Here is a 22,946-nt window from a genome sequence, read left to right on the forward strand (position 1 = left end):
TAGTAACTTGGACTTATGACGACGGTAATGGAAACACATCTACACAAACGCAAAATGTAATAATAGATGATGTTACTGCGCCAGTTGCAAATGCTACTATTCTTACAGATGTAACTGCAGAATGTGAAGTAACTAGCCTAGTTGCACCAACAGCAACTGACAACTGTGCAAACGCAACAGTGCTTGTTTCTAACGATGCGATATTCCCAATCACAGGAGAAGGAACTACAACAGTAGTAACTTGGACGTATGATGACGGTAACGGTAACACGTCTACACAAACACAAAATGTAATTATAGATGACGTTACTGCGCCAGTAGCAGATTTAGCTACACTTACAGATGTAACTGCAGAATGTGAAGTAACTAGTCTAGCTGCACCAACAGCAACTGATAACTGTGCAAACGCAACAGTTGTTGTTTCTAACGACGCGATATTCCCAATCACAGGAGAAGGAACTACGACAATAGTAACTTGGACTTATGACGACGGTAATGGAAACACATCTACACAAACGCAAAATGTAATAATAGATGATGTTACTGCTCCAATAGCAGATGTAGCTACACTTACAGATGTAATTGCAGAATGTGAAGTAACTACTTTAGTAGCTCCAACAGCAACAGACAACTGTGCAAACGCAACAGTAACGGTAACTAACGACGCTATATTCCCAATCAGTGGAGAAGGAACTACAACAGTAGTAACTTGGACGTATGATGACGGAAACGGTAACACATCTACACAAACACAAAATGTAGTTATAGATGACGTTACTGCACCGATTGCAGATGTAGCTACACTTACAGATGTGATTGCAGAATGTGAAGTAACTACTTTAGTAGCTCCAACAGCAACAGACAACTGTGCAAACGCAACAGTTGTTGTTTCTAACGACGCGATATTCCCAATCAGTGGAGAAGGAACTACAACAGTAGTAACTTGGACTTATGATGATGGAAACGGTAACACATCTACACAAATACAAAATGTAATTATAGATGACGTGACTGCACCAGTAGCAGATGTCGCTACACTTACAGATGTAAATGCAGAATGTGAAGTAACTACTTTAGTAGCTCCAACAGCAACAGACAACTGTGCAAACGCAACAGTGCTTGTTTCTAACGACGCGATATTCCCAATCACAGGAGAAGGAACTACAACAGTAGTAACTTGGACTTATGATGACGGAAACGGTAACACATCTACACAAACACAAAATGTAGTTATAGATGACGTTACTGCACCGGTTGCAGATGTAGCTGCTCTTTCTACACTTAATTTTAACTGTGAAGTGACTGCATTAACAGCGCCTACTTCTACAGATAATTGTGCAGGAACTATTACAGCTACTAATACAGTGATATTCCCTTTAACATCTTCCACTTTAGTAAATTGGAGTTATGATGATGGTAATGGAAATGTAAGTTCTCAAGATCAACTTGTGGTGGTAGAACTTAGAGCTATGGATGCTATTTCTGATGTAACGGTTTGTGATACATATACCTTGCCTAACATCTCTGGAGATTTCTTAACTGGTTCTCAAATGTACTATACTCAAAGTGGTGGTAATGGTATCGCTTTCGCGGAAGCGGATGTATTAAATTACCTAGACTTTGCAGTATATCCAGTTACATTATATGCTTATGATGTAGATGTTGCAACAGGTTGTAGTGCCGAAACGAGCTTCTTATTAACCATTAATGAGTCGCCAGTATTAAGCCCTATTGCTGATGTCACAATTTGTGAGAAATATATTTTACCAGTATTAAGTGTTGGTGATTACTATACGTTCCCTGGTGGAAATGGTACACTAATGAATCCAGGTACAGTGATCGATGCGACACAAACCATATTTGTATATGCAGAAGATGCGAGCGGTAGTTGTACCGACGAGACGTCATTTGTTGTAAATATTACACCTAGCGATGTTTTAGGAGCAACTTTTAACGATGCTAGTTTTACTTATGACGGTACTACTCATTCTATAGCAGTGGAAAATATACCAGCAACAGCAACGGTAGTTTATACTAATAATGGTCAGGTAGATGCTGGTACTTATACAGTAACAGCAACAGTTACATCTGCAACCTCTAGTTGTAATCCTGTAGTTCTTACAGCTACTATGGTTATAGATAGAGCACCACAGACCATTACTTTTGATTCTCTCATACGTAGAAGATTAAATGTAGATCCAGACTTCCAGCTTACAGCTAGTAGTACATCAGGTTTACCAGTAGAATACAATTTCAGTTTTACAGGTGCAACAGCTGCTGCAACGGTAAGCAATACTGGATTTGTAAACTTACTTGCCGAAGGTGAGGTTCTTATATCTGCAAGCCAGGCTGGTAATGCAAATTACTTACCTGCAAGTGTGGTACAACAAACTCTAGAAGTCTATTTAGGTGATAATGCAGATTTAGATGCGGTTACCATAGATGGTACGGTTACTAATAATCCAGCTAGTGAGATCTATTATCTTATAGACTGTGGTAGTGGAACAGACTCTGTTGAGGTGAATTTATCAAACTCTGATGGAGCAACATTTACTCCAGGTGCAACCTTTAGTATTGCAACGCCACGTCCAGGAATCTATACTCAAGAAGTAACGGTAACTGCAGATAATGGTCGCAACACTAGATCTTATATCATCACAGTAGAAAGAAGATTTGAGTTTGATGAAATCGTAGAGCAGAAGTATAACAATACTCTAGTAGTCAATAATAACTTTGATAACAATGGAGGTTATAACTTCGTTTCTTATGAATGGTTTAAGAACGGTAGACTAGTAAGTACAGAACAGTTCTTTTCTGAAGGTGATAACGCTTCTGATCTTTTAGATCCTACAGCAAGTTATTATGTAAGAATGACTACAGATGCTGGTGAGGTTTTACAGACTTGTATATCTAGTGTGAGTTTAGGGAATACATTCTCACTTACTGTTTTAGAAAATCCTGTTATTCAAGGACGTTTGTTACAAGTAAGAGCAGATTATCCTGCAGCAGAGTTAGACCATGCGATGTATCAAATATATTCTGCTCATGGGCAGTTTATTAAGGCGGTTAGTGTTCAAGGATTAGAATCTCAAATTAGACTTTCAGAGAGTCTTCCTGTGGGATTATATAGACTAGTTCTTATTACATCACAAAGAACAGAATCTGTAAACTTCATTAAAAATTAATCTGACTTTATTATGTATAACAAACAAAATCCCATAGTACCTATGAGCCAGTTTAAAAGAAGGCTTTTAAGATTACCATTATTATCTATTGCTTTATTAGGAATGTATAGTTCTTATGCGCAGTCGGACTGGAAAGCATCTGTAGGAGGGCAAATGTCCTTTGCAGAACTTAGAGCAGACCAGAGTACATTAAACACCTCTACAGATCCTGGAGCAGGTTTTAATCTAGGCATATCTTATGGACTTAATGAAAGCTGGAGTTTACATTCTGGTATAGGAATAAGCTATATAGAAACTAGTAATAACAGTTCCAATTATAGTGACCAAGCGGCTGCAACAGATTTTGAGGGTGAAAACTTTGAATTTAGATATAGGCTTGAGAATTATTCTGAAAGGCAGAAAAGCACCATGCTATCTATTCCTGTAGGAGTACAGTATGAGTCTAAAGGAAGTCAGACTAGATTTTACTCTAAAGCTGGTGCCAGTGTAAATGTGTTTCTTAGCCCTAAGGTAGAAGGTAGGGCAAACAGACTGACTACTAGTGGTTACTTTGAAAGGTTCAATGCTGTACTTACTGCACCGGCATTTGCTGGTTTTGGAACCTTTGATGAAATTCAATTTTCTGAAAACGACCTAGACATTAAGAACAGTTTTAATGCTTTTCTAGAAATAGGAGTGAAGGAAAAATTTGGTTCTAATAATTGGGTTTACATAGGTTTATTTGCAGAGTATGGACTCAACGATTTGTTGGAAAACAATAACTCTAATCTGATAGAATACAACCAGAATACACCTACAGATTTTATCAATAACAGTAGTTTAAACTCTACTATAGGTAATGCACCATTATTTGATAAAGTGACTCTTAATATGGTAGGGTTGCGTGTCAAATATGAATTTGGTATCTAGATTTTAAAAATCTACTAACGTTAAAAAGCCTCTTCAAATTAAGTTTGGAAGAGGCTTTTTTTATTTCTAAGAAGAATTTAAAAACAGGATATTAGTTCTGTTTTTACTCTATTTTAATGCGCCCATTTTTTTAAGAACCTTATCAGCTTCTGCATATGCTTTATCACTCGCTGTGCGATCTGTTGTAGAAAGTGTGTGGTAATCTTTCATGAGCTTCTCATATTGAGACTGCAGTTTTTCTATTTCTGTTTTCTTTTTAAATAATCCGAACATGGTGTGTAGTTTTAAAAGTAGTCGTGATGATTCTTATACCTTTCTTTTAAGTTTTTCTATTGCATTTTTTGCAAAAAAAAGAGCAGTAAGAATATCTGGTGTAGATATACGTACTGCTCTTTCTTAATTTTAGTTGAGGTCTATATATTACCCCTTTTAATACTAACAGCATTTGCAAACCACTGGAAAGCAAAGAAACTAATTAGAAAACCGATAACAAAAGGGTTATCTACATTACCAGTAGTAAAGCTTATAAATAAAGCAACAGAAGCGATAATAGTCATGATACCAGCAGCGAGCGGCATCATGTATTTAGGTTTAGTCTCTAGATAGAACATGCTCCACGGAATCATTAATATAAGTCCAGCTATGGCAACCATTAAAAACCTACCATCTTCTAGTGCAAAATAAGCAGCCACACCACTAAGTGAGGTGAATACACATGTACCGGTAAATATTACGGCTTGCTTTTCTTTCTTGCTTAATAAGAACTTTGCATATTTATTAAAGCTGAAAAGTAATTTTGAAATAGGGCCTATAATCCATGTACTCAAAGCAACCAGTGCTAGTAGTATTACAATAGGAGAGAGAAAAGGCTCCAGCGCAGGTACTGAGTCTGCAACATATCTTAATAATCTAGTCCCTGCATAAAAACCTATGATAAAATACCATTGATATTTTGCAGCCATATTACCTATCCAGAATTGGTATTTTAAAAACCATCGATATACAAAATACTTAGCCTGTAACGCCTCCATCATTCCTGATTGAGCATAAGAGTTATTTGGGTCATAACGTAGAGCCTCTTTAAAATGCTCTAGCGCTTTTTTGTGCTGTCCCGTTTCTAGCTTGTTCCAGCCGTAATTTGTGTGGGTATAAGAATCTTCTGGATTTTCTCCCAGCGCACCTTTTAAAGTTTCTTCAGACTCTGCTTTCTTATTCTGTTTTAATTGTGCCGTACTTTTTACATTTAAAGCGAGCAAGTTAGCTGGATCTAGAGATAGAGATTTTTCAGCCAGTTGTTCTGCTTCTTTATACCGCTTTCGCGAAAGCGATATATGAGCCAACATTGCATAGTTTTGTGGTTCCTGTGGATTTAAACTTATCGCTTCTTTTAGTAATTCTTCGGCATCATCATAACGCTCTACATCTAGCATTATTCTCGCCTTAGTGGCGTATAATAAATCTGTAGATGGTGATAACCCTATAGCTATGTCTATAAAGTGATTTGCCTTTTTAGGGTCGTCTTGAGCTAGGTTTACTTCGGCCAGTAAATGCAGACAGGATATACTATTAGGATCTTGAGTCAGTGCCTGATTAAGTAACTGCTCTGCCTGTGGATAGCGTCTTTGCTGGAAAAGTAAATAGGCTCTTTCGTATAAGGCTTCTATCATTACTTTTTAATCTTCAAATAAGTCAGTATGTCGTCATAAAGCCCAGATTCATTTGCATATACAGCAAAGTTCTTTGCAGTGGTAAACCATTCCTTAGTACTAGGTTTATGTTGTTTGAGAGATTTTAAAAGATCTTTTGTAACCAGGGGTTGTGGTGCTCCTAATTTAATTGCGTCTTCTAGTTTGTTCTCAATTGCGATATCTATCACAGCTTCTATGTCTGCACCAGAGTATTCTGGAGCTTTTTTAGCAAGTGCTTTAGTGTCTATATCTTTAGTAGGTTTCTCTTCTAGTTTTAGGTCAAAAATGGCTTCACGTGCTGGAGCATCTGGCGGCGGGACAAAAAGTATGCGGTCAAATCTTCCTGGACGTCGGAAGGCAGTATCTAGATGCCACGGCATGTTAGTCGCTCCTAAAATAAGTAGACCTTCATTATCATTAGATATTCCATCCAGCTCTTGTAAAAACTGATTGATCAAATTTTTACCTGCGCTTTGTTTCATGTCACTACGACTAGCACCTAGAGCATCTATTTCATCAATAAATAAAACACAAGGCGTATTATTTCTAGCAACTTCAAAAATGCGGTGTAGGTTTTTTTCAGAATTACCTATCCACATATCTAGAATGTCATTGAGACTTAAGGATATAAATTTTGCGTTGATTTGTCCTGCAGTAGCTTTGGCAATGTAAGTTTTACCACATCCTGGAGGTCCGTAAAGTAAAATACCGCCACCTATTTTTTTACCATAGGCTTTGTAAATTTCTGGATGTAATAAAGGCTGCACGATCTTTAAATCGATCTCGCGCTTTACATTATCCATGCCGCCTACATCCTTAAAACTTATTTCTGGTTTTTCTATAAAGACGCTTGCTTCATTAAATCCATCGTCATAGTCGTCATCATATTCATCACCGTCTTCATAATCGCCTTCACTAGTAGATGGTCTTCTTAATTGTTTATCTAACTCGTCATCACTAAAATCGGGATGAAATTTCAATAAATCTTGATAAGCATCTATCGCCTGTCGAGTGTCATTAGACCTCACTAATGCACGTGTGTAGAATAAATGAGTGTCTAGATCTGTATTACCTTCTTGAATCAGGCTTTCTAAGATAACGATGGCCTTAGAATAATTTTTCTGTTTATAAGAAATAAGAGCGAGACCTATTCTAGCTTTGGGCTCTGCCTTGTACTGTAAAATAATTTCATATTCTTCCTCAGCTTCTTCTAGCATGTTAGCTAGTCGCAGTGATTCGGCCAGGTGTAATCTCAATGGGATATTATCTGGAGAGAATTCTAGTGCTTCTCTTAAATTTTGAATAGTCTTATCGTCCATTTATTTTCTTCAATAGATTTTCAAATAGGGGCATTTTTAGTTTTTAAATCTCCATGCAACAAAGCGAGATTCTTTATTACCGGTAGTCATTTCTACAACTCTTACGTCTGCTTTGAGCTTTTTAAGTTGTTTGAGAGGTTTGATGAGGTTTTGCTTTCGCGAAAGCAAACACGTAAACCATCCTACCTGATTTTTAAAAGCTACAGATTCTTTAATCATACGCTTTATAAAAAGTGCTTCACCACCATTGCACCAAAGCTCGTGCGAGTGACCGCCAAAGTTGCGTATCTCTTCTCTAGTACCTAGTTTTCTTTGTTTAGTGATATTTGCTTTTATAGCTTCTTCTTCACTAGTGTAAAAAGGAGGGTTACACATCGTGAAATCATAGTTTTCACCTTCTAGAATAACACCTTTAAAAATATTTCCTTTATCAATTTGATGACGTATTTCTATGGCATCATTTTTTGAGGTATTCTTTTTTGCAAATCCTACACTGTCGTCATCTACATCACAGCCTACCATTTTCCAGTCGTAAATAGCATTACCTAAAATAGGGTAAATGGCACTGGCACCACAGCCTATGTCTAGACCTGTTCTATCACCTTTTTCAAGAAGGTCAGAAATGTGGTGTATGTAGTCTGCACGACCTGGAATAGGTGGGTATAAGGATTGTTCTGGAAGTTTCCAGTATTTGATTTTATAATGATGTTTTAATAAAGCGGTATTGAATTCTAGTATGGAGCTAGCGTCACTAAAATCTATGGTGGCTGCTCCCGTAGGGCTTTCAATTATATGTTGTTCTAATTCAGGGTGTGATTCAGTTAGTTTTTTAAAGTCGTAACCGTATCTATGTATGTTTCTTAAATGCATGATGCAAAGATACTTTAAGTAAAATGTTATTACCTATAATGTACTTCAAAGTTATTCTAGTATCATTCAATTTTAATGAAGATAAAAAACAATACTAGACTGGTTATTTCACTAAAAACGGAACTGCATTTCTCATACTGCTGTCTTCAACCTAATAAACTACCTTTGCAAAAAATTACCAGTATGAAATCCTTTGTAGATCTGAATCTTAAAACGCCATTAATTAATGGATTAGAAGAATTAGGTTTTGAGACCATGACGCCTATTCAAGAAGAGGCTTTTCCAGTTATTCTTTCAGGTCGAGACATGATAGGTATCGCGCAAACAGGTACTGGTAAAACGCTAGGTTACATGTTGCCATTGCTTCATGAACTTAAATATGCTCAAGTTAATGATCCTAGAGTATTAGTTCTTGTACCTACTAGAGAGCTGGTAGTACAGGTAACTGAAAATATAAATCAATATTCAAAGTATCTTAATTTACGTGTGTTGGGGATTTATGGAGGGACAAATATCAATACGCAGAAAAAGGCATATGCTGACGGTGTGGATATACTAGTCGCTACACCTGGTAGACTGTATGATCTTATTATAAGTCAAACGGTAAATTTAAAGAACTGTAAAAAGGTAGTAATAGATGAGGTAGATGTAATGCTGGATCTAGGTTTTAGATTTCAATTAACTAATATCTTTGATCACTTACCTAAGAGACGTCAGAATATAATGTTCTCTGCAACGATGACAGATCAGATAGAAGGTTTTATTAAGGAATATTTCTATAATCCTGAAAAGATTTCTATTGCTGTTTCTGGTACACGTTTAGAGAATATAGAACAGACTGCTTATGCTGTAGAGAATTTTTACACTAAAGCAAATCTACTCATGCACTTAGTGAGTGATAGAGAAAAGTTTCACAAAGTACTGGTCTTTGTGGGTAATAAGAAAAGCGCAGATAGATTACAAGAAGTGCTTAGTCCCCATTATGGTGGAGAAATATCTGTAATACACTCTAACAAGACACAAAATTATAGATTGCGTTCTATTGAACTCTTTGATAGTGGTGAGAGTCGTATTCTAGTTTCTACAGATGTGATGGCGCGTGGACTGGATCTTGATAAAATATCGCACGTTATTAACTTAAATGTACCTGCGTTTCCTGAAAATTATATGCACCGTATAGGTAGAACAGGTCGTGCTGAAGAAAAGGGTAGATCTATCTTGTTCTACACAGAAAAAGAAAAAGAAGATAAGGAGAACATAGAGGAATTGATGAGTTATAAAATTCCTGAAATAGAGTTTCCTGAAGAAGTTGAGATTTCAAAACAAAAAACACCAGAAGAGAAACCTGTAGTACGTGAGATTTTTAACCCTCATAAAGTAATAGAAGAGCAACGTGGAGCAGCTTTTCATGAAAAAAGTGAGAAGAACTCAAAGACTAATGAAGGTGGTAGTTACCGTCGTATCATAGCAGCAAAATATAAGAAGCCTAAGACTCGTGGAGATAAAGGGGTTAATAGACGTCGTAAAAAATAGTCTGGTTAGAGATTACTTTGTTCTTTATTTAATTATAGCAATTTGCGTTTTTAAAGTGGTGTCATTATTCTGGTAACAATTTCTTAATGTAGGTATCTACTTATGTAAGCGTCTGAAAATCTTATTTTCGCGAAAAATTAAATTAATTTGAAGAAGCTATTATTTTTTTGTTTCATAATTCTAAGTGCAACGTTAGTAAATGCACAAGCTGTAAACACGGCATATCTGTGTTTAAGTAATGGAGATGTGGTTCTGGCAGATTTAAGTACCTGTAGTTCTACTGTCGTAGCTACAAATAGTCAGTCCATGTTTGATATAGCACAAGGTGATAGCGCTACTACTCTGTATGGAATACGTGACACAGAGTTGTATTTAATAGATCTTAATACAGCTAATTTCACCTTATTAGGTAGTCTTACCGTCATAGGACATAGTGGTAGCTTTAGAGTAGACTCGCTGGTAAAAGAGCAAAATGGTGTTTTACTAGGAGTGAATAAAAATGGCCAAGGAGAACTTTTTAGAATTGATGTAGCTGCACTTACCGCTACTAATTTAGGAGCAACAGGTTTCAATAGCGCAGGAGATTTAACCTACTTTGATGGAGATCTTTATCTAAGTGCGACAAATAGTGAACTGGTACAAGTTAATGTAGCAAACCCAAGTGCCTCTTTCTTAATAGGTAGTATGGCTAGCAGTGGTTTTGGAAATGTTTTTGGTGTAGTAACTATAATAACAGCAAATCCGTGCTCTGCTACACCTACCATAGAACTAGTTGCAACCGGTGGACGTACTACTAAATTTGTTGATGTAACTAACGGTAATACGACTAATAACTGTACTAGTTTTTCACCTTCAGATATTTTTGGGGCTGCAGAGGTAACATCAGACATACTTTGTCCTATCAATGTAGAAATTATTGATACCACACGCATGAGTCCTGATCCTACTTCTTACTGCAGTCAGGCAACTACGACCTTAAGTGCAAATGCAGATCCTACCGTAGCATTAGGAACTTATTCTTATGAATGGCGAGAGCAAGGTAGTACTACCATTATAGGAACTAACAGCACATTACCTATAAACATTAATACGACTACTGTTTATGAATGTACGATAACAGATAGTGGTATTGCACCACCAGATAACTTTGCAGTAGATGCGATTACTATAATTGTAGAACCTTTGCCTACATGGACGCCACTAGGTAATATCTATGCAAACTCAACCTATACACTACCTGGAATTACAGGAACTAATGTGCCTGCTAACAGTGCTTATTATACAGGTCCTAATGGAACAGGGATACTATATAATATAGGAGATGTAGTTACAGAACTTGATTTTATAACTAATCCGGTCACTTTATATATTTATGGAGATGAGACTAACGGTTGTGAAATAACAGGACAGTTTGATCTAGAATTTGTAGACGTACAATTAACAATAACACCAGGCGGTATACAAGATATTTGTGCAGGAGAAACAGTGACTCTAACTGCCACACCTACACCAGCAACAGCATACGGAACTTACACTTATAATTGGACAGATTCTCAAAACACGGTTTATCCTAATACAGATACTATAGTTTTTACGGCAACAGTAGATACTACGGTAGCGGTAATGGTAAATGACTCTGGTGTAGAAAACGGTGTAGATATGGGATTTGATATGACAGATTTCAATGTCTTGACACCAGTTGATATAACAGCTATTACTGATCAGACTGCGACTTCTACTTTTACTTTTCCAACTATTAATGGAACCGGATTAACCACTGCAGAGCGTTATTATACACAACCTAATGGTATGGGAACTGTATATGATGCAGGTGATATTGTTAATGCGTCAGATTTTACAACGTTACCGGTAACCCTTTATATGTATGACACTAACGGTGCATGTGAAGATCAAGAAAGTTTTGTACTCAACTTTGATACACCTATATCGTTAACGGTTTCTATAAACGCTACTGCAAATGATTTTTGTGCCGGAGAAATAACAAATTTAACTGCCACACCTAATCCTGCAATGGCGCAAGGAACGTACACCTATCAATGGGTAGAGCAAGGCACAACGGCCGTTTTATCTACAGGTAATACTCTAACGGTAACACCTTTAGTAAATACAGTATATGAATGTACGGTGACAGATAGTGGATTAACTACTAATAATACGGCAACTTCTACCATAACAATTAATGTAATAGATGTGCCAGTTATTGATGTAATAAATAATCAAAATAGCACCACCACATTTACATTTCCTACTATTACGGGTATGAACTTGAGCGGTAATGAGATGTTCTTTACACAACCAGACGGCTTAGGAACAGCTTATAATGCTGGAGATGTAATAGATAGAATAGAATTTGCTAATTATCCAGTTACAATTTATGCCTATGATGTAAATGCCTCAGGCTGTAGTGATCAGGTTAGTTTTAATCTGGTAATAACAGAAGATGTAATTATCCCAGAGCCAGAGGTTGAATTGTTTCATGTGCCAGATTACATGACACCTAATAATGATGGGTATCATGATTACTGGCAAATAGAGGTTTTTGAACCGTCCGTTCAGTTCAGTAATATCTATATTTTTGATAGGTACGGTAAATTACTCAAACAACTTTCCATAGACGGGCCAGGTTGGGACGCTACTTATAATAATAACCCATTACCATCTTCTAGTTATTGGTATAGTTTTGAATATACCTATGATGGTGTTACAGTTTTAGAAAAGGGATTCTTTGCAGTAAAACGTTAAGACGGTGGATCAATTTATCTCTCGTATTAGAAATGATTATTTTAATAAGTTCGCTTTCGCGAAAGTGGAATTTCAACAACCATAACACTAATTAACACTAAACGACTTAAAAGTGGTCTAATAGTTGAAAAGTGATGGTAGAATATGTCCGAAAGTGTAAGAGGACTTAACTATATTGCACACCTTAATTTAAAGAAAATGAAAAAATTACTTTTAGTATTATTTTTAGCCGCTGGAACAGCAATGGCACAAACTGGTTATGTAGCATCTGAAGCTCTTCTTCAATCTATGCCAGAATTTCAAACAGCGCAACAAGAAATCACTAAATATGCAGAGTCTATTAAAGCTGACGATGTAAAAGCAGAAAACAATGCTAGAACTAGAATGGCAGAGTTGCAACAAAAAGTACAAGAGCTTTCTAAAACAGCAACAGATGAGGCTGCTTTTAACAAAGAAGTAGAGGTTTACAAAACACAAGCAGCTGCTATCGAGAGCGAGTTAGTGAATAGTAAAAGAATCGCAGAGCAAAGACTTGGTGAGAAACAAAACAAATTAATCACTCCTCTTACTATTAAGTTGAATGAGGCGATTAAAAAAGTAGCTCTTGCCAAAGGTTATAAAGTAGTAGTAGATATTAATTCTATCGCTTTTGCAACTGAAGAAACTAACATCAGTCAGGATGTAGCTAGAGAATTAGGTATTCCTATGCCGTCTAACTAAGACTTAATCGTTATTATTTAAAAGTCACTTCTATAGAAGTGACTTTTTTTTTGGATTTTCTTAAGGTAGATTATGTTAAATTTCTTAACATTGTTTAATATGGATGGAGAACCATATTATATTTGTTTATACAATAGTCCCCTTTACATAACATATGTCAATACCTACAAAACGATTTAATTTTTTCATGCATGCGTGCATGATAATTATATGCGCTTTGGTTTTAAGTCAACCGGTGATAGAGGTATTTGTAAAACTTGATAATAATATTACCGTTATCGATACAGATGTGGACAGTGATTTTGATGTAGAAGAGAACTCAAAAAAAGAGCTAGAGGACGAGTCAACTTTTAATGACTTCTATTTTGTAGCTTCAAATGACGAGATTCTAAATAAAATTGTTTTAAATTATTTAATCGATTTAGTTTGGGAAAGTCATTCTCAAGAAATTCTTATACCGCCGCCTAAAGGGATGCTAGCATAACATCCGTAGAGGTAATATCTCAAATTTTATATTTATCAATGAATTGATTTTACAGTTAAATCAATTTTTAAAGTTCCTTTATTTATAGGGGATAACACAAATTTTATGCATTATTCAAATCCGTTTAAAAATTTTAAAAATGATATCCCGGCTAGTGTCGTGGTGTTTTTTGTTGCTTTACCTTTATGTCTGGGTATTGCACTAGCTAGTGGTGCGCCACCATTTGCTGGACTTATAGCTGGTATTATAGGTGGTATAGTAGTAGGTTCTATAAGTGGCTCTAATATAGGTGTCAGTGGTCCGGCTGCTGGACTTGCTTCTATAGTTGCCCTTGCGATTAAGGACTTTGGTGGTCTAGATAATGGAGGTTTTGAAATTTTATTGGTCGCCGTGGTGATGAGTGGAGTGATACAAATTGTTCTAGGCATATTAAAAGCAGGAATCATAGGTTATTACTTTCCATCATCAGTTATTAAAGGGATGTTAGTTGGTATAGGAGTTATTATTATATCTAAACAGATTCCTCACTTTTTCGGACTAGATGAAAATTATGAAGGAGCTTGGGATTTCTTTCAAGAAGATGGAGAGAATACTATTACTGAGATTTTAAGAATAGGAGAGTTTATAAGTCCAGGAGCTACGCTTGTAGGTTTTATAGGTCTAGGGATACTATTACTTTGGAATAACGTCTTGAATGGTAAGTCAAAGGTCTTTGAAATTATTCAAGGACCATTAGTTGCCGTGGTTGTTGGGATTATATATTATGTTCTTACAATGGATGCAGGATATTGGAGTATTTCTACAGATCATTTAGTAAAAGTTCCCGTACCAGAAGATTTTGATTCTTTTGTAGGGCAGTTTAGGTTTCCAGATTTTTCTCAGGCTTTAAGAGGTGATGTTATTTTAGTTGGTTTTACTATTGCCCTTGTAGCATCATTAGAAACCTTATTATGTGTTGAGGCGACTGATAAATTAGATCCGCGTAAGAGAGTAACACCTACTAATAGAGAATTGATAGCACAAGGAACTGGTAATATACTCTCAGGTCTAGTCGGTGGATTACCTATAACACAAGTTATTGTTAGAAGTAGTGCAAACATTCAATCTGGTGGTAGAACAAAGATGAGTGCTATTTTACATGGTTTCTTGTTACTGGCATCAGTAATTTTGATTCCGACTTTAATGAATAAAATACCTTTGTCTGTTCTTGCGGCCATACTTCTAGTAGTAGGATACAAGCTAGCAAAGCCGTCAACATTTAAACAAATGTGGAAAGCAGGGTGGAGACAGTTTATACCATTTATTGTAACCGTTGTGTTATTGTATTTTAATTTCTTGTTAGGAGTAGGAGTAGGGCTTGCTATAGGAATTATAGTTACACTTTATCAGAGTTTTCAAAACTCTCACTTTCTTCATGCTACACAAAGTAATGAAGATGGTAGAAATGAAGTGAAAATGGTCCTGGCAGAAGAGGTTACCTTCTTTAATAAAGCAACTATTTTAAAGGAGTTGGACAATTTACCTCAAAATACATTTCTAGAATTAGATGTTAGAAAAACTAATTATCTAGATCATGATGTTATAGAAATACTTGACGATTTTAAAGAAAAGGCAAAAAACCGTAAAATTAATATTAAATTGATATCTGAAAGAGGTATTATTGAGAATCCAGATAGTTTCTTAGAGTTTTTCAAATTAAGACCTATTCAAGATAAATTTAAATTTAAAAGATAAAAAGATGAAAGCACATACTAAAGAATCTCAATCTACCATGACACCAGAAAAAGCAGTCCAGTTTTTATCTGAAGGAAACGAGAGATTTCAAAATAATTTAAAAGCAAATCGCAACCTATTACAACAAGTTAACGATACTAGTGAGGGACAATTTCCTTTTGCTACCATATTAAGTTGTATTGATTCTAGAGTGTCTGCAGAGCTTGTTTTTGATCAAGGTCTAGGTGATATTTTTAGTGTACGTATCGCAGGTAACTTTGTAAATGAGGATATTCTAGGAAGCATGGAATTTGCCTCAAAACTAGCTGGTACTAAATTAATAGTCGTTCTAGGACATACAAGTTGTGGTGCGATAAAAGGAGCCTGTGACCATGCGAGACTAGGTAATCTTACTAAGTTAATACAGAAGATAGAACCAGCAGTAGACGCTGTAAAAGAACCTCAAGAAGAAGAAAAACGTAATTCTAAAAATCTAGAATTTGTGGATGCCGTTTCTGCAAAGAACGTAGAACTGACCATAGATAGAATACGTAAAGAAAGTCCTGTTCTTAAAGAGATGGAAGATGATGGTGATATAAAAATAGTAGGAGCAATGTACAATGTTGCAACAGGAGCAGTAGATTTTTTATAAATAGCACTTTACTTTGTTGATATTTAAAAGCGTTTTTTACATGTTGTAAAAGACGCTTTTTTTATCTATCAAAAATATCTGTTTTTTCCAGTTCTAGAGAGGCTGTTTCATAACCTATCTCAAATATTTCTCGCAAGGCTTTAAAATTAAATAAACCATAATTATATAGTTTATCTGGTTCTATAAGAAGATCGCATTGTGTAAATTTTATTTTGTCTTGATGGTATTGATTAATCGCATAGGCTCTACTAGCCACATCATAAGAGTGTTTTAATTTACGACTCTTTAGGTCTACCTTATTTACATAACTTCCTATTTTAAGATCACAATCGTCTAATAAATCGATGGGAAAGTTATTGATAACGCCGCCATCTACATAGAGATTACCATCTATTTCTATAGGTGTAAAAATACCAGGAAAAGCAGCACTGGCTAGAATTGCGGCATATATTTCTCCTTCTTTAAATACTTTAAGTTTACCTGTATTGAGGTCTGTAGCCGTAACAGATAATGGCGTTTTTAGGCATTTAAAACTGTTCTCTGGAATGTAATGAGATAAACTCTCTATAAATACAGAAGAGTTGATAAAACCAGCCTGTCTAAAAGCAAATTTTCTAGGGTGAAAAAGATTAGACTGCTCAAAGAAATTGAATATATCATCTACATCTATTCCCATAGCATATAGAGCACCCACCAGCGCACCAGCACTTGTACCAGTTATTTGATGGACAGTAATATTATTCTCTTGCAGTGCTTTTATAACACCAGCATGAGCAATACCTCTAACACCACCTCCAGAAAGTGCAATACCTATTTTCATTTATTTTACTCTTTTTTACTCTTTTACTTCTTTTATTTCGTCGTTCTTCTTAATCAATAAATAATATCCATTCACCACTAAAATACCTAGATTAGTAATGATGATGGGAATGTTAACGGTGTCAAATAAGAAACCATAAAGTATAAATATCGCACAACCTAATGAATTCACAATACGCAATGTATTGATGTTTTTCATAAAAAAGGATATTAATACGACTACACTCGCTGCATATCCTACTAAATCTAATGTTTCTGTACCGAAGGTAAAATCCATAATTCAAATTTGAACTGCAAAATTACCGTTATTAAACCTAATTAAGTTATTCAATTATAATTTATAATAGAGATAAGAATAAAGTACTGCCACTATTATAGATGCAGTATTCTACCCTTTATGACTTAAATTTGCAACTAGATAAGGAAGGTTATGGACTTTTTAAATGAGATATTAGAATTCAGATTTTATAACTATGTAAAATCATTACATCTCATTTTTGTAGTGACGTGGTTTGCAGGCTTGTTTTATATTCCTAGACTTTTTGTGTATCAAATTGAAGCACATGCAAAGCCAGAACCAGATAAAAGCATACTTCTTAAACAATTGAAAATAATGACCAGTAGGTTGTGGTTTATTATCACCTGGCCTAGTGCTGTTCTAACCGTTTTTTTTGCTGTCTGGTTATTAATTTTGAGACCAGGATTACTAGAGTACAGCTGGATGCATATTAAGTTAGGTTTTGTTTTACTACTATTTATTTACCACATAAAAACTCATTTTATTCAAAAAGAACTGCAAACGGATATTGTTAAATGGACTTCTAACGGTATGCGCATTTACAATGAGGGAGCAACTTTAATTTTATTTTCAGTAGTGTTTTTAGTCATTGTTCAAAGTGCTATCAATTGGATTTATGGTCTGGTTGGTCTTTTAGTTTTTGCAGTTATTTTAATGCTCTTATTTAAATTATATAAAAGAATAAGAGAGAAGAATAATAGTTAGGGTTTGTTGTTGTTCCGCTTTCGCGAAAGCGAGATAAAAACCATCTATCTCTATATTATTAAAGTAATACCTGCAAGTGTTCTAGCACTTATACAATAAAAGGAGCTGAGGTATGGATACGTTTGCTGGTTGCTTTTTAAGAAACAGCAACTTTATTTGCAGCATGAATCCCAGAATAAATAGCGCCATCCATATAGCCACCATTTAGAGGAGAGGTTTCTGTGCCAGAAAATATCAGTTTACCATCGAAGTATTCTTCTTGATAAATAGGGTTGCCATAACCTGGATTTAATCCATCATTTTTAAGAGTTCTAGAAGATGTGTGGAGATCTATAGACCAGTCCTTTTCTACGTATTCTAGATAATCATACACTTCTGGACCTAAGTACGTCGCAATGTGTTTCAAGATAATAGCTTTTCTATCTGCCGGCTGGAGATCTCTTAATCCTTCATTAACAAAGCCCATTAAAGAATAAATTCCAGTTGATGGATCACAATGATCATAAAGCTCTGTCATGGGGCCTATCTGTCCTATGAGCATGCCAGATAAATCTCGTTCTCTCCAGAATGGTTTTTTAAAAGTTATTCCCGCTTTAATGGCATGACTCATCCAGGTGTGCGTTGCGTTCATAGCAGTTTGTAGACGTTCAGGTAACTGCGGTTTAAAATCTATTTGAGATACAATGCGCGGCGGTATAGTTACTACAACTTTGTTTGCGGTAAAATTTTCATTAGCCGTGTGCACCTCAAGAAAGTTGTCCTTTTCTATAACTTTATGGACTGTGGTGTTGGTCTTAATACAGTCTTTTATCGAGCTGGATAAAGCTTTTATTATAGAAGTACTACCACCTACTATACGTTGAGAAGCAGGAGCATTAGAATCACTTTTAAAATAATGAGCTGGTGCCATGGCGTTATAAACCAGTATACTGTTACCATCTACATACTGATTAAAAGCTGGTATTTTTAAAAGTTGGAGTACATCTTTTACATGAGTGTGATGACCTTGAAACCAAGTGGCTCCTAGGTCTATGCCTTTTTGGGTGAGAATTCTACCACCTATGCGTTCACGAGATTCTAGAATAAGAACATCATTCTCGCCTAGTCTTTTTAATTGAAAAGCAGTGGTAAGACCAGATAGTCCAGCACCTATAATAATATACTTGTAATGTTTCATGAATCAGTTATTCATTAAATGCTATCGTGAGCTATGACAGTTCTAGTGGATCATACATTGCAGTTACATTTACGTAAAAGTTGTTATCTAGTAAAGGGTTAGTATACGGCATTGCGGTAGCCTAATAAACAATTTGTTATTTTCAATGTTTTGTAGCGTACACAAAAGCTTTAAAAAGTAAGAAAGACTTATTTTTTATCCTTAGTTATAGGCACATTGTTATCTTTAATTTTTAACTCACTGTCACTTAATATAACCGTACGAGTAGGGTAGGCTAGATCAATACCAGCCGCGTCAAATTTTTCTTTGATCGTTTCATTTACATCACATCTCAAGTCAAAGGAGTCTTGAAAATTGCGGCACCAGGTCCAGGCTCTTATAGTTAAGGTAGAGTCATTAATTTTAGTCATGGCAGTTCTTACCATAGGGACACCATCCATGATTTGAGCTTGTGTGCGGTTATCAATGCTCAATCGGTGGTTTTCACACACCTCGCTCATAATAGTTTTGGCAACTTGTACATCACTATCATAAGAAATTCCCATCTCTACATGTTCACAACATTTATGCTCTCCTAGATCGTAATTAATCAGCTTTTCTTTATTAATTATCGCATTAGGAATAACGATCATCTTGTTTTCAAAATTGCGTATTACGGTATGTCTCAAAGTAATATCGGTAACCGTACCTACCATGGTGTCGGTAACGCGTATAATATCACCTATTTTAAAAGGCTTAAAAGAGATTATAAAAATACCACCTATAAGATTAGAGAGTGCTTCTTGTGATGCAATACCAGCGACTAGTGCTAGAATACCAGCACCACCTAATGCGGTTTGTGCGACGCCTCTAAAAGAAGGAAAGGCTAGTAAACCAAAAAGAGTACCAGTAAAGTAAATTATAATAACAACCAGATACCTGAAGAATTTATAACTGGTAGGGTCTTCATTTGCTCTTATTTTCTTTTTTATAGTACCTAGAAACCACATGTTAATAGTCGCCGCGATAACTATAGTAATGACAGATAAAAACCCTAGATAAAGAGCCAGTTTAAAATTGGCCACCATAGCGTCATTATCCTCTTTATCCACAAAAACAAAACCTATAGAGATAGCACCTAAAACGATCCATAACGCATTAAGTATGACTCTCACTAGCTTAATAGAGGTAGCTTTCTCACCAGGAAAACGTTCTTTTTCTTTTTTTAATAACCAGCGGTATAAAAATCTAGTTATAAAATGTAATAGAACAACCGTACCTATAACAGACAGTATCCAGATAATTTGGGACTTATACGTGGTTATAAACTCTTCCATAATTTATGTAGTATCGCTAGATGTCTGTTTAAAACTTGATTCTATTTTTCATTTTCTAGAAAGCGAGTCATTTTATCGGCTGTTTTTTTAACTAATTGCAGCTTTTCTTTAAGGTAATCTTGATAGATGATTCCTAGAGACTCTTCATTGTTAAATTTTTCTGGATGGTAGGTTTCATTAAAGGCATTTACCTCGCCTACTATTTTAATTTCCTTTTCTATCGCTGTATGATATGCATTTAGCGATATAATAGAAGAGTATCTGGCCAGTTTAAAGTATCGTTTTCTATCACCAGGTTTAGTCTGGTAAGTAATGTAGTTTAACTGTGTTAATACATTGATGTTTATAGATATAGAGCTTTTACTAGCTTTGATGATTGTTCTTATCTCTTCAAAGGTTAGACCGTCATAAGAGCATAATATAAGTAATGCATATATGCGCGAGGCTAGAGGTGATAAGTTCAATAAATCTTGAATTCCTATTCCTAATTCCTCAATCAGTAATTGTTGTTCAGTTTGCTCTGACATTAAAATCGTTTTATTCTAAAAAAAGCTAATATACATCTAGTTCGGCAAGTAGCGAACTCTATCCTTAAGAACTATCGTTATTTAGGTTCTTAAAGTAGGTGGTTGTTCCGCTTTCGCGAAAGCGGAACGACTAAAATTCCCCTAAAAAGGGTATAAGCAATGGTAAATAATTTCCATAACTTTGAAAATCAATAGTTAAGTCATGAAAAAAACCTGGGGAATAGTAGGGATTGTTTTGCTGATTGCGGCGGTAACAGCAGGTAAATTGTATAAAAAATATGCTGCGGCACCAGTAGAATCAAAGATATCACAAGAGCATGCTCAACAATTCATAGAGAATCAACGCAATCTAGAGTATGAAACTCAACTAGCTGATCAGACTCGTAAAAGGGATTCTTTATATCAGATAGAAAAGGATCAAAGAGAAGCTCAAATGCAAGAAATGCGAGAAATTAGAAAGCAACTTGAAAAAGAGATCGCAACAGAATCAGAAAACTAGAATTGCACTAGTCTTAAACATAACAGAGTTACAATTTTAATTAAGTTGATTCATAAATAGTCGAAAATAAAGCCCTTTAAATAAGAATAGGTTTCCTAAAATGATTATTTATCAACTTTATGAGTTCGTCAACTAAAATATAAAAAATAACCTCTCTGTTATATCTAAAGAGCCTTTTTTTAAACACTTAATGGGCCAGTACTATCGTGAGAGATAACGCAATACCTAAAGTAGAAACGTCAGTGCACCGTGCAATGCTGCTAGTCTCACAGTGGGCTCTGTCCTAAAATAAAAACCTATGGATTTAAGTAAACTACCGTAGTTGCCTTTATAAACTGGTGTTGTTTTAGGTAGTTTATAATGCAAGAGTGTAAATAACAATACTATGAGTATGGTGGCTGCATAATACATGACTCTCCATCCATATTGCTCACCTACCAGACCGCTTAAACACGCCTCACTTACTTGTAATTCTACAGACATTTTGTGCAGCAAAGGCTGGTTGTAATAAAGATTTGCAACTACTAGACCGGCAGATGTACTCATTAAGTACAATAAGGAATTGCTCAATTTCTTTTCCATAAAATAATTAGAAAGCTGTTGCGGTTTTAAATAACGTAGATCGCTATTTTTTTATAACGGTTGCAAAGATCTATCTAGACCATCAAATAACCGCTAGAAGAACTGTTATAAAAAAGAAAAAGTGGTAAGAAAAAAGAAGACCTTAAGAACTTTCTTTTATTCAAACCACTAATTTTAAGAGTAACTTATAGATTATAAACATAAAATCCCCTAATTTCAAATTTAAAGTACTGTTAAGTTACCGCACAAATATAATATTAGTTCGTAAATTTATGAACTAAAAAAGTTAAAAAATTATTTAAAAATCAAAGATCATGAGTCAGATTAAGAAATACGTCATCGGTTTTTTTGCTGTTTTAGCCTTTATGCTTAGCATGATCTCTTGTAAAATGGCAGTAGAGCATCCAGAAAATTCAGATAAAAAAGAGTATACCGTTAATCGATTGTGGAAGTTACCTACCTCTCTAGAAGAGATAAGTGGCATGGCATGGTTGCCTAATAATAAGCTGGCATGTATAGAAGATGAAGATGGTATCATTTTTATTTATGACCTCAATACAGAAAAAATCGAGGAGCAAATCAAATTTGGTACTCCAGGAGATTATGAAGGCATAGCAGTAGACAAAGAAGACGCTTATATTTTGAGAAGTGACGGCGTTATTTTTCAAGTAGCTCAGTACCGTAGTGATGCCATCGAGACCAGCCATTTTAAAACCCTTTTTACCATCAAGAATAACATGGAGAGTCTTACCATGGACAGTAAAAACAATCGTTTAATCACTATTACTAAAGACCGCGATCCATACAGTGACGACTATAAAGGACTGTATCAAATACCGTTGGACACTAAAGAAATGGACGCGAATCCCATTTTAAAAATAAGCATGAAGGACGACGCGTTAAAAGAGTATCAAAAGAAGAAAGCTTATAAAAGTTTTAATCCCTCTGACGTGGCGATACATCCCATTACCGGAGATTATTATGTGCTAGAAGGTAAAACACCTAGACTTATTATAATGGATAAAACAGGTGCGATAAAGAATTTCTATAAGCTAGATAAAAAGAATTTTCCACAACCAGAAGGCATCACGTTTGCTCCTGACGGCACTTTATATATCTCTACAGAAGGTAAGGGCAACCACGGCGCAATACTAGAAGTGACACTCGATAAATAGAGTTGTTAATTT

General features: G+C 35.4%; 21 protein-coding genes and 1 pseudogene. 12 read left to right on the forward strand and 10 right to left on the reverse strand.

Translation table 11 applies throughout. The features are described 5' to 3' along the window. Both LY01_RS15180 and LY01_RS13150 read left to right on the forward strand, forming a co-directional pair. Positions 1-3,185, forward strand: a pseudogene (locus tag LY01_RS15180) (hypothetical protein); the annotation flags it as partial. A 12-nt stretch (positions 3,186-3,197) separates the two neighbouring features. Further along, a complete protein-coding gene (locus LY01_RS13150; protein WP_104516373.1) occupies positions 3,198-4,094 on the forward strand; it encodes an outer membrane beta-barrel protein in 897 nt (298 codons plus the stop codon). Positions 4,095-4,202: 108 nt separating this feature from the next. Here LY01_RS13150 and LY01_RS13155 read toward each other — a convergent pair whose 3' ends face one another. Continuing rightward, on the reverse strand, positions 4,203-4,367 hold the full coding sequence (locus LY01_RS13155) for a Lacal_2735 family protein (protein ID WP_104516375.1): 165 nt from the start codon (positions 4,365-4,367) through the stop codon (positions 4,203-4,205). Between LY01_RS13155 and LY01_RS15355 the strand changes: the two genes are divergently transcribed. Continuing rightward, entirely contained in the window at positions 4,366-4,494 is a 129-nt protein-coding gene (locus LY01_RS15355) for a hypothetical protein (protein WP_262497523.1), read from the forward strand. The genes LY01_RS13155 and LY01_RS15355 overlap by 2 nt on opposite strands. A 13-nt stretch (positions 4,495-4,507) precedes the next feature. Here the strand turns inward: LY01_RS15355 and LY01_RS13160 are convergent, their stop codons facing one another. Genes LY01_RS13160 through rlmF form a run of 3 tightly spaced genes read right to left on the reverse strand, consistent with a single transcriptional unit; the run spans position 4,508 to position 7,971 of the window. Continuing rightward, positions 4,508-5,761 (reverse strand): tetratricopeptide repeat protein, encoded by a 1,254-nt coding sequence (locus LY01_RS13160; RefSeq protein WP_104516377.1) that lies wholly within the window; start codon positions 5,759-5,761, stop codon positions 4,508-4,510. Beyond that, positions 5,761-7,101 carry an ATP-binding protein gene (locus tag LY01_RS13165; protein WP_104516379.1) on the reverse strand — a complete coding sequence of 447 codons (1,341 nt, stop codon included), beginning with the start codon at positions 7,099-7,101 and terminating at the stop codon, positions 5,761-5,763. Before LY01_RS13165 ends, LY01_RS13160 begins: the two co-directional genes overlap by 1 nt. Before the next feature lie 36 nt (positions 7,102-7,137). Continuing rightward, positions 7,138-7,971: a 23S rRNA (adenine(1618)-N(6))-methyltransferase RlmF gene (gene rlmF / locus LY01_RS13170; RefSeq protein ID WP_104516380.1), complete on the reverse strand. Its 834-nt coding sequence runs from the start codon at positions 7,969-7,971 to the stop codon at positions 7,138-7,140. A gap of 183 nt (positions 7,972-8,154) precedes the next feature. On the opposite strand from rlmF, the gene LY01_RS13175 reads away from it, so the two are divergent. The 6 genes from LY01_RS13175 to LY01_RS13200 all read left to right on the forward strand — a co-directional run bounded on the left by LY01_RS13175 (position 8,155) and on the right by LY01_RS13200 (position 15,836). After that, positions 8,155-9,504, forward strand: coding sequence for a DEAD/DEAH box helicase (locus LY01_RS13175; RefSeq protein WP_104516382.1), 1,350 nt, complete (start codon positions 8,155-8,157; stop codon positions 9,502-9,504). Positions 9,505-9,651: 147 nt separating this feature from the next. Beyond that, positions 9,652-12,267 carry a T9SS type B sorting domain-containing protein gene (locus LY01_RS13180; protein WP_104516384.1) on the forward strand — a complete coding sequence of 872 codons (2,616 nt, stop codon included), beginning with the start codon at positions 9,652-9,654 and terminating at the stop codon, positions 12,265-12,267. A gap of 198 nt (positions 12,268-12,465) precedes the next feature. After that, positions 12,466-12,987: an OmpH family outer membrane protein gene (locus tag LY01_RS13185; protein ID WP_170034650.1), complete on the forward strand. Its 522-nt coding sequence runs from the start codon at positions 12,466-12,468 to the stop codon at positions 12,985-12,987. 199 nt (positions 12,988-13,186) lie between these two features. Next, positions 13,187-13,471: a hypothetical protein gene (locus LY01_RS13190; RefSeq protein ID WP_104516387.1), complete on the forward strand. Its 285-nt coding sequence runs from the start codon at positions 13,187-13,189 to the stop codon at positions 13,469-13,471. Positions 13,472-13,576: 105 nt separating this feature from the next. After that, positions 13,577-15,205 (forward strand): SulP family inorganic anion transporter, encoded by a 1,629-nt coding sequence (locus LY01_RS13195; protein ID WP_104516389.1) that lies wholly within the window; start codon positions 13,577-13,579, stop codon positions 15,203-15,205. Positions 15,206-15,209: 4 nt separating this feature from the next. Further along, positions 15,210-15,836, forward strand: a complete 627-nt coding sequence (locus tag LY01_RS13200) for a carbonic anhydrase family protein (protein ID WP_104516391.1) — start codon at positions 15,210-15,212, stop codon at positions 15,834-15,836. 61 nt (positions 15,837-15,897) lie between these two features. Here the strand turns inward: LY01_RS13200 and LY01_RS13205 are convergent, their stop codons facing one another. Then, positions 15,898-16,656 (reverse strand): patatin-like phospholipase family protein, encoded by a 759-nt coding sequence (locus LY01_RS13205; RefSeq protein ID WP_104516393.1) that lies wholly within the window; start codon positions 16,654-16,656, stop codon positions 15,898-15,900. Between the two features lie 15 nt (positions 16,657-16,671). Further along, positions 16,672-16,932, reverse strand: a complete 261-nt coding sequence (locus tag LY01_RS13210) for a uroporphyrinogen decarboxylase (protein ID WP_104516395.1) — start codon at positions 16,930-16,932, stop codon at positions 16,672-16,674. 153 nt (positions 16,933-17,085) lie between these two features. Between LY01_RS13210 and LY01_RS13215 the strand changes: the two genes are divergently transcribed. After that, positions 17,086-17,658 carry a CopD family protein gene (locus tag LY01_RS13215; protein WP_104516396.1) on the forward strand — a complete coding sequence of 191 codons (573 nt, stop codon included), beginning with the start codon at positions 17,086-17,088 and terminating at the stop codon, positions 17,656-17,658. Between the two features lie 136 nt (positions 17,659-17,794). On the opposite strand, the gene LY01_RS13220 is transcribed toward LY01_RS13215, so the two are convergent. The 3 genes from LY01_RS13220 to LY01_RS13230 form a co-directional block, all read right to left on the reverse strand. Then, on the reverse strand, positions 17,795-18,835 hold the full coding sequence (locus LY01_RS13220) for a flavin monoamine oxidase family protein (RefSeq protein ID WP_104516398.1): 1,041 nt from the start codon (positions 18,833-18,835) through the stop codon (positions 17,795-17,797). Between the two features lie 188 nt (positions 18,836-19,023). After that, on the reverse strand, positions 19,024-20,151 hold the full coding sequence (locus LY01_RS13225) for a mechanosensitive ion channel family protein (protein ID WP_104516400.1): 1,128 nt from the start codon (positions 20,149-20,151) through the stop codon (positions 19,024-19,026). 41 nt (positions 20,152-20,192) lie between these two features. Beyond that, a complete protein-coding gene (locus LY01_RS13230; RefSeq protein ID WP_104516401.1) occupies positions 20,193-20,678 on the reverse strand; it encodes a GbsR/MarR family transcriptional regulator in 486 nt (161 codons plus the stop codon). Positions 20,679-20,880: 202 nt separating this feature from the next. Between LY01_RS13230 and LY01_RS13235 the strand changes: the two genes are divergently transcribed. Then, entirely contained in the window at positions 20,881-21,177 is a 297-nt protein-coding gene (locus tag LY01_RS13235; RefSeq protein ID WP_104516403.1) for a hypothetical protein, read from the forward strand. A gap of 225 nt (positions 21,178-21,402) precedes the next feature. Here LY01_RS13235 and LY01_RS13240 read toward each other — a convergent pair whose 3' ends face one another. Beyond that, entirely contained in the window at positions 21,403-21,759 is a 357-nt protein-coding gene (locus LY01_RS13240; protein WP_211289299.1) for a hypothetical protein, read from the reverse strand. Positions 21,760-22,073: 314 nt separating this feature from the next. Between LY01_RS13240 and LY01_RS13245 the strand changes: the two genes are divergently transcribed. Beyond that, a complete protein-coding gene (locus tag LY01_RS13245) occupies positions 22,074-22,934 on the forward strand; it encodes an SdiA-regulated domain-containing protein (protein ID WP_104516405.1) in 861 nt (286 codons plus the stop codon). The last annotated feature ends 12 nt before the right edge of the window (positions 22,935-22,946 follow it).

This window comes from Nonlabens xylanidelens, assembly GCF_002934445.1.
Classification (GTDB): Bacteria; Bacteroidota; Bacteroidia; order Flavobacteriales; family Flavobacteriaceae; genus Nonlabens; species Nonlabens xylanidelens.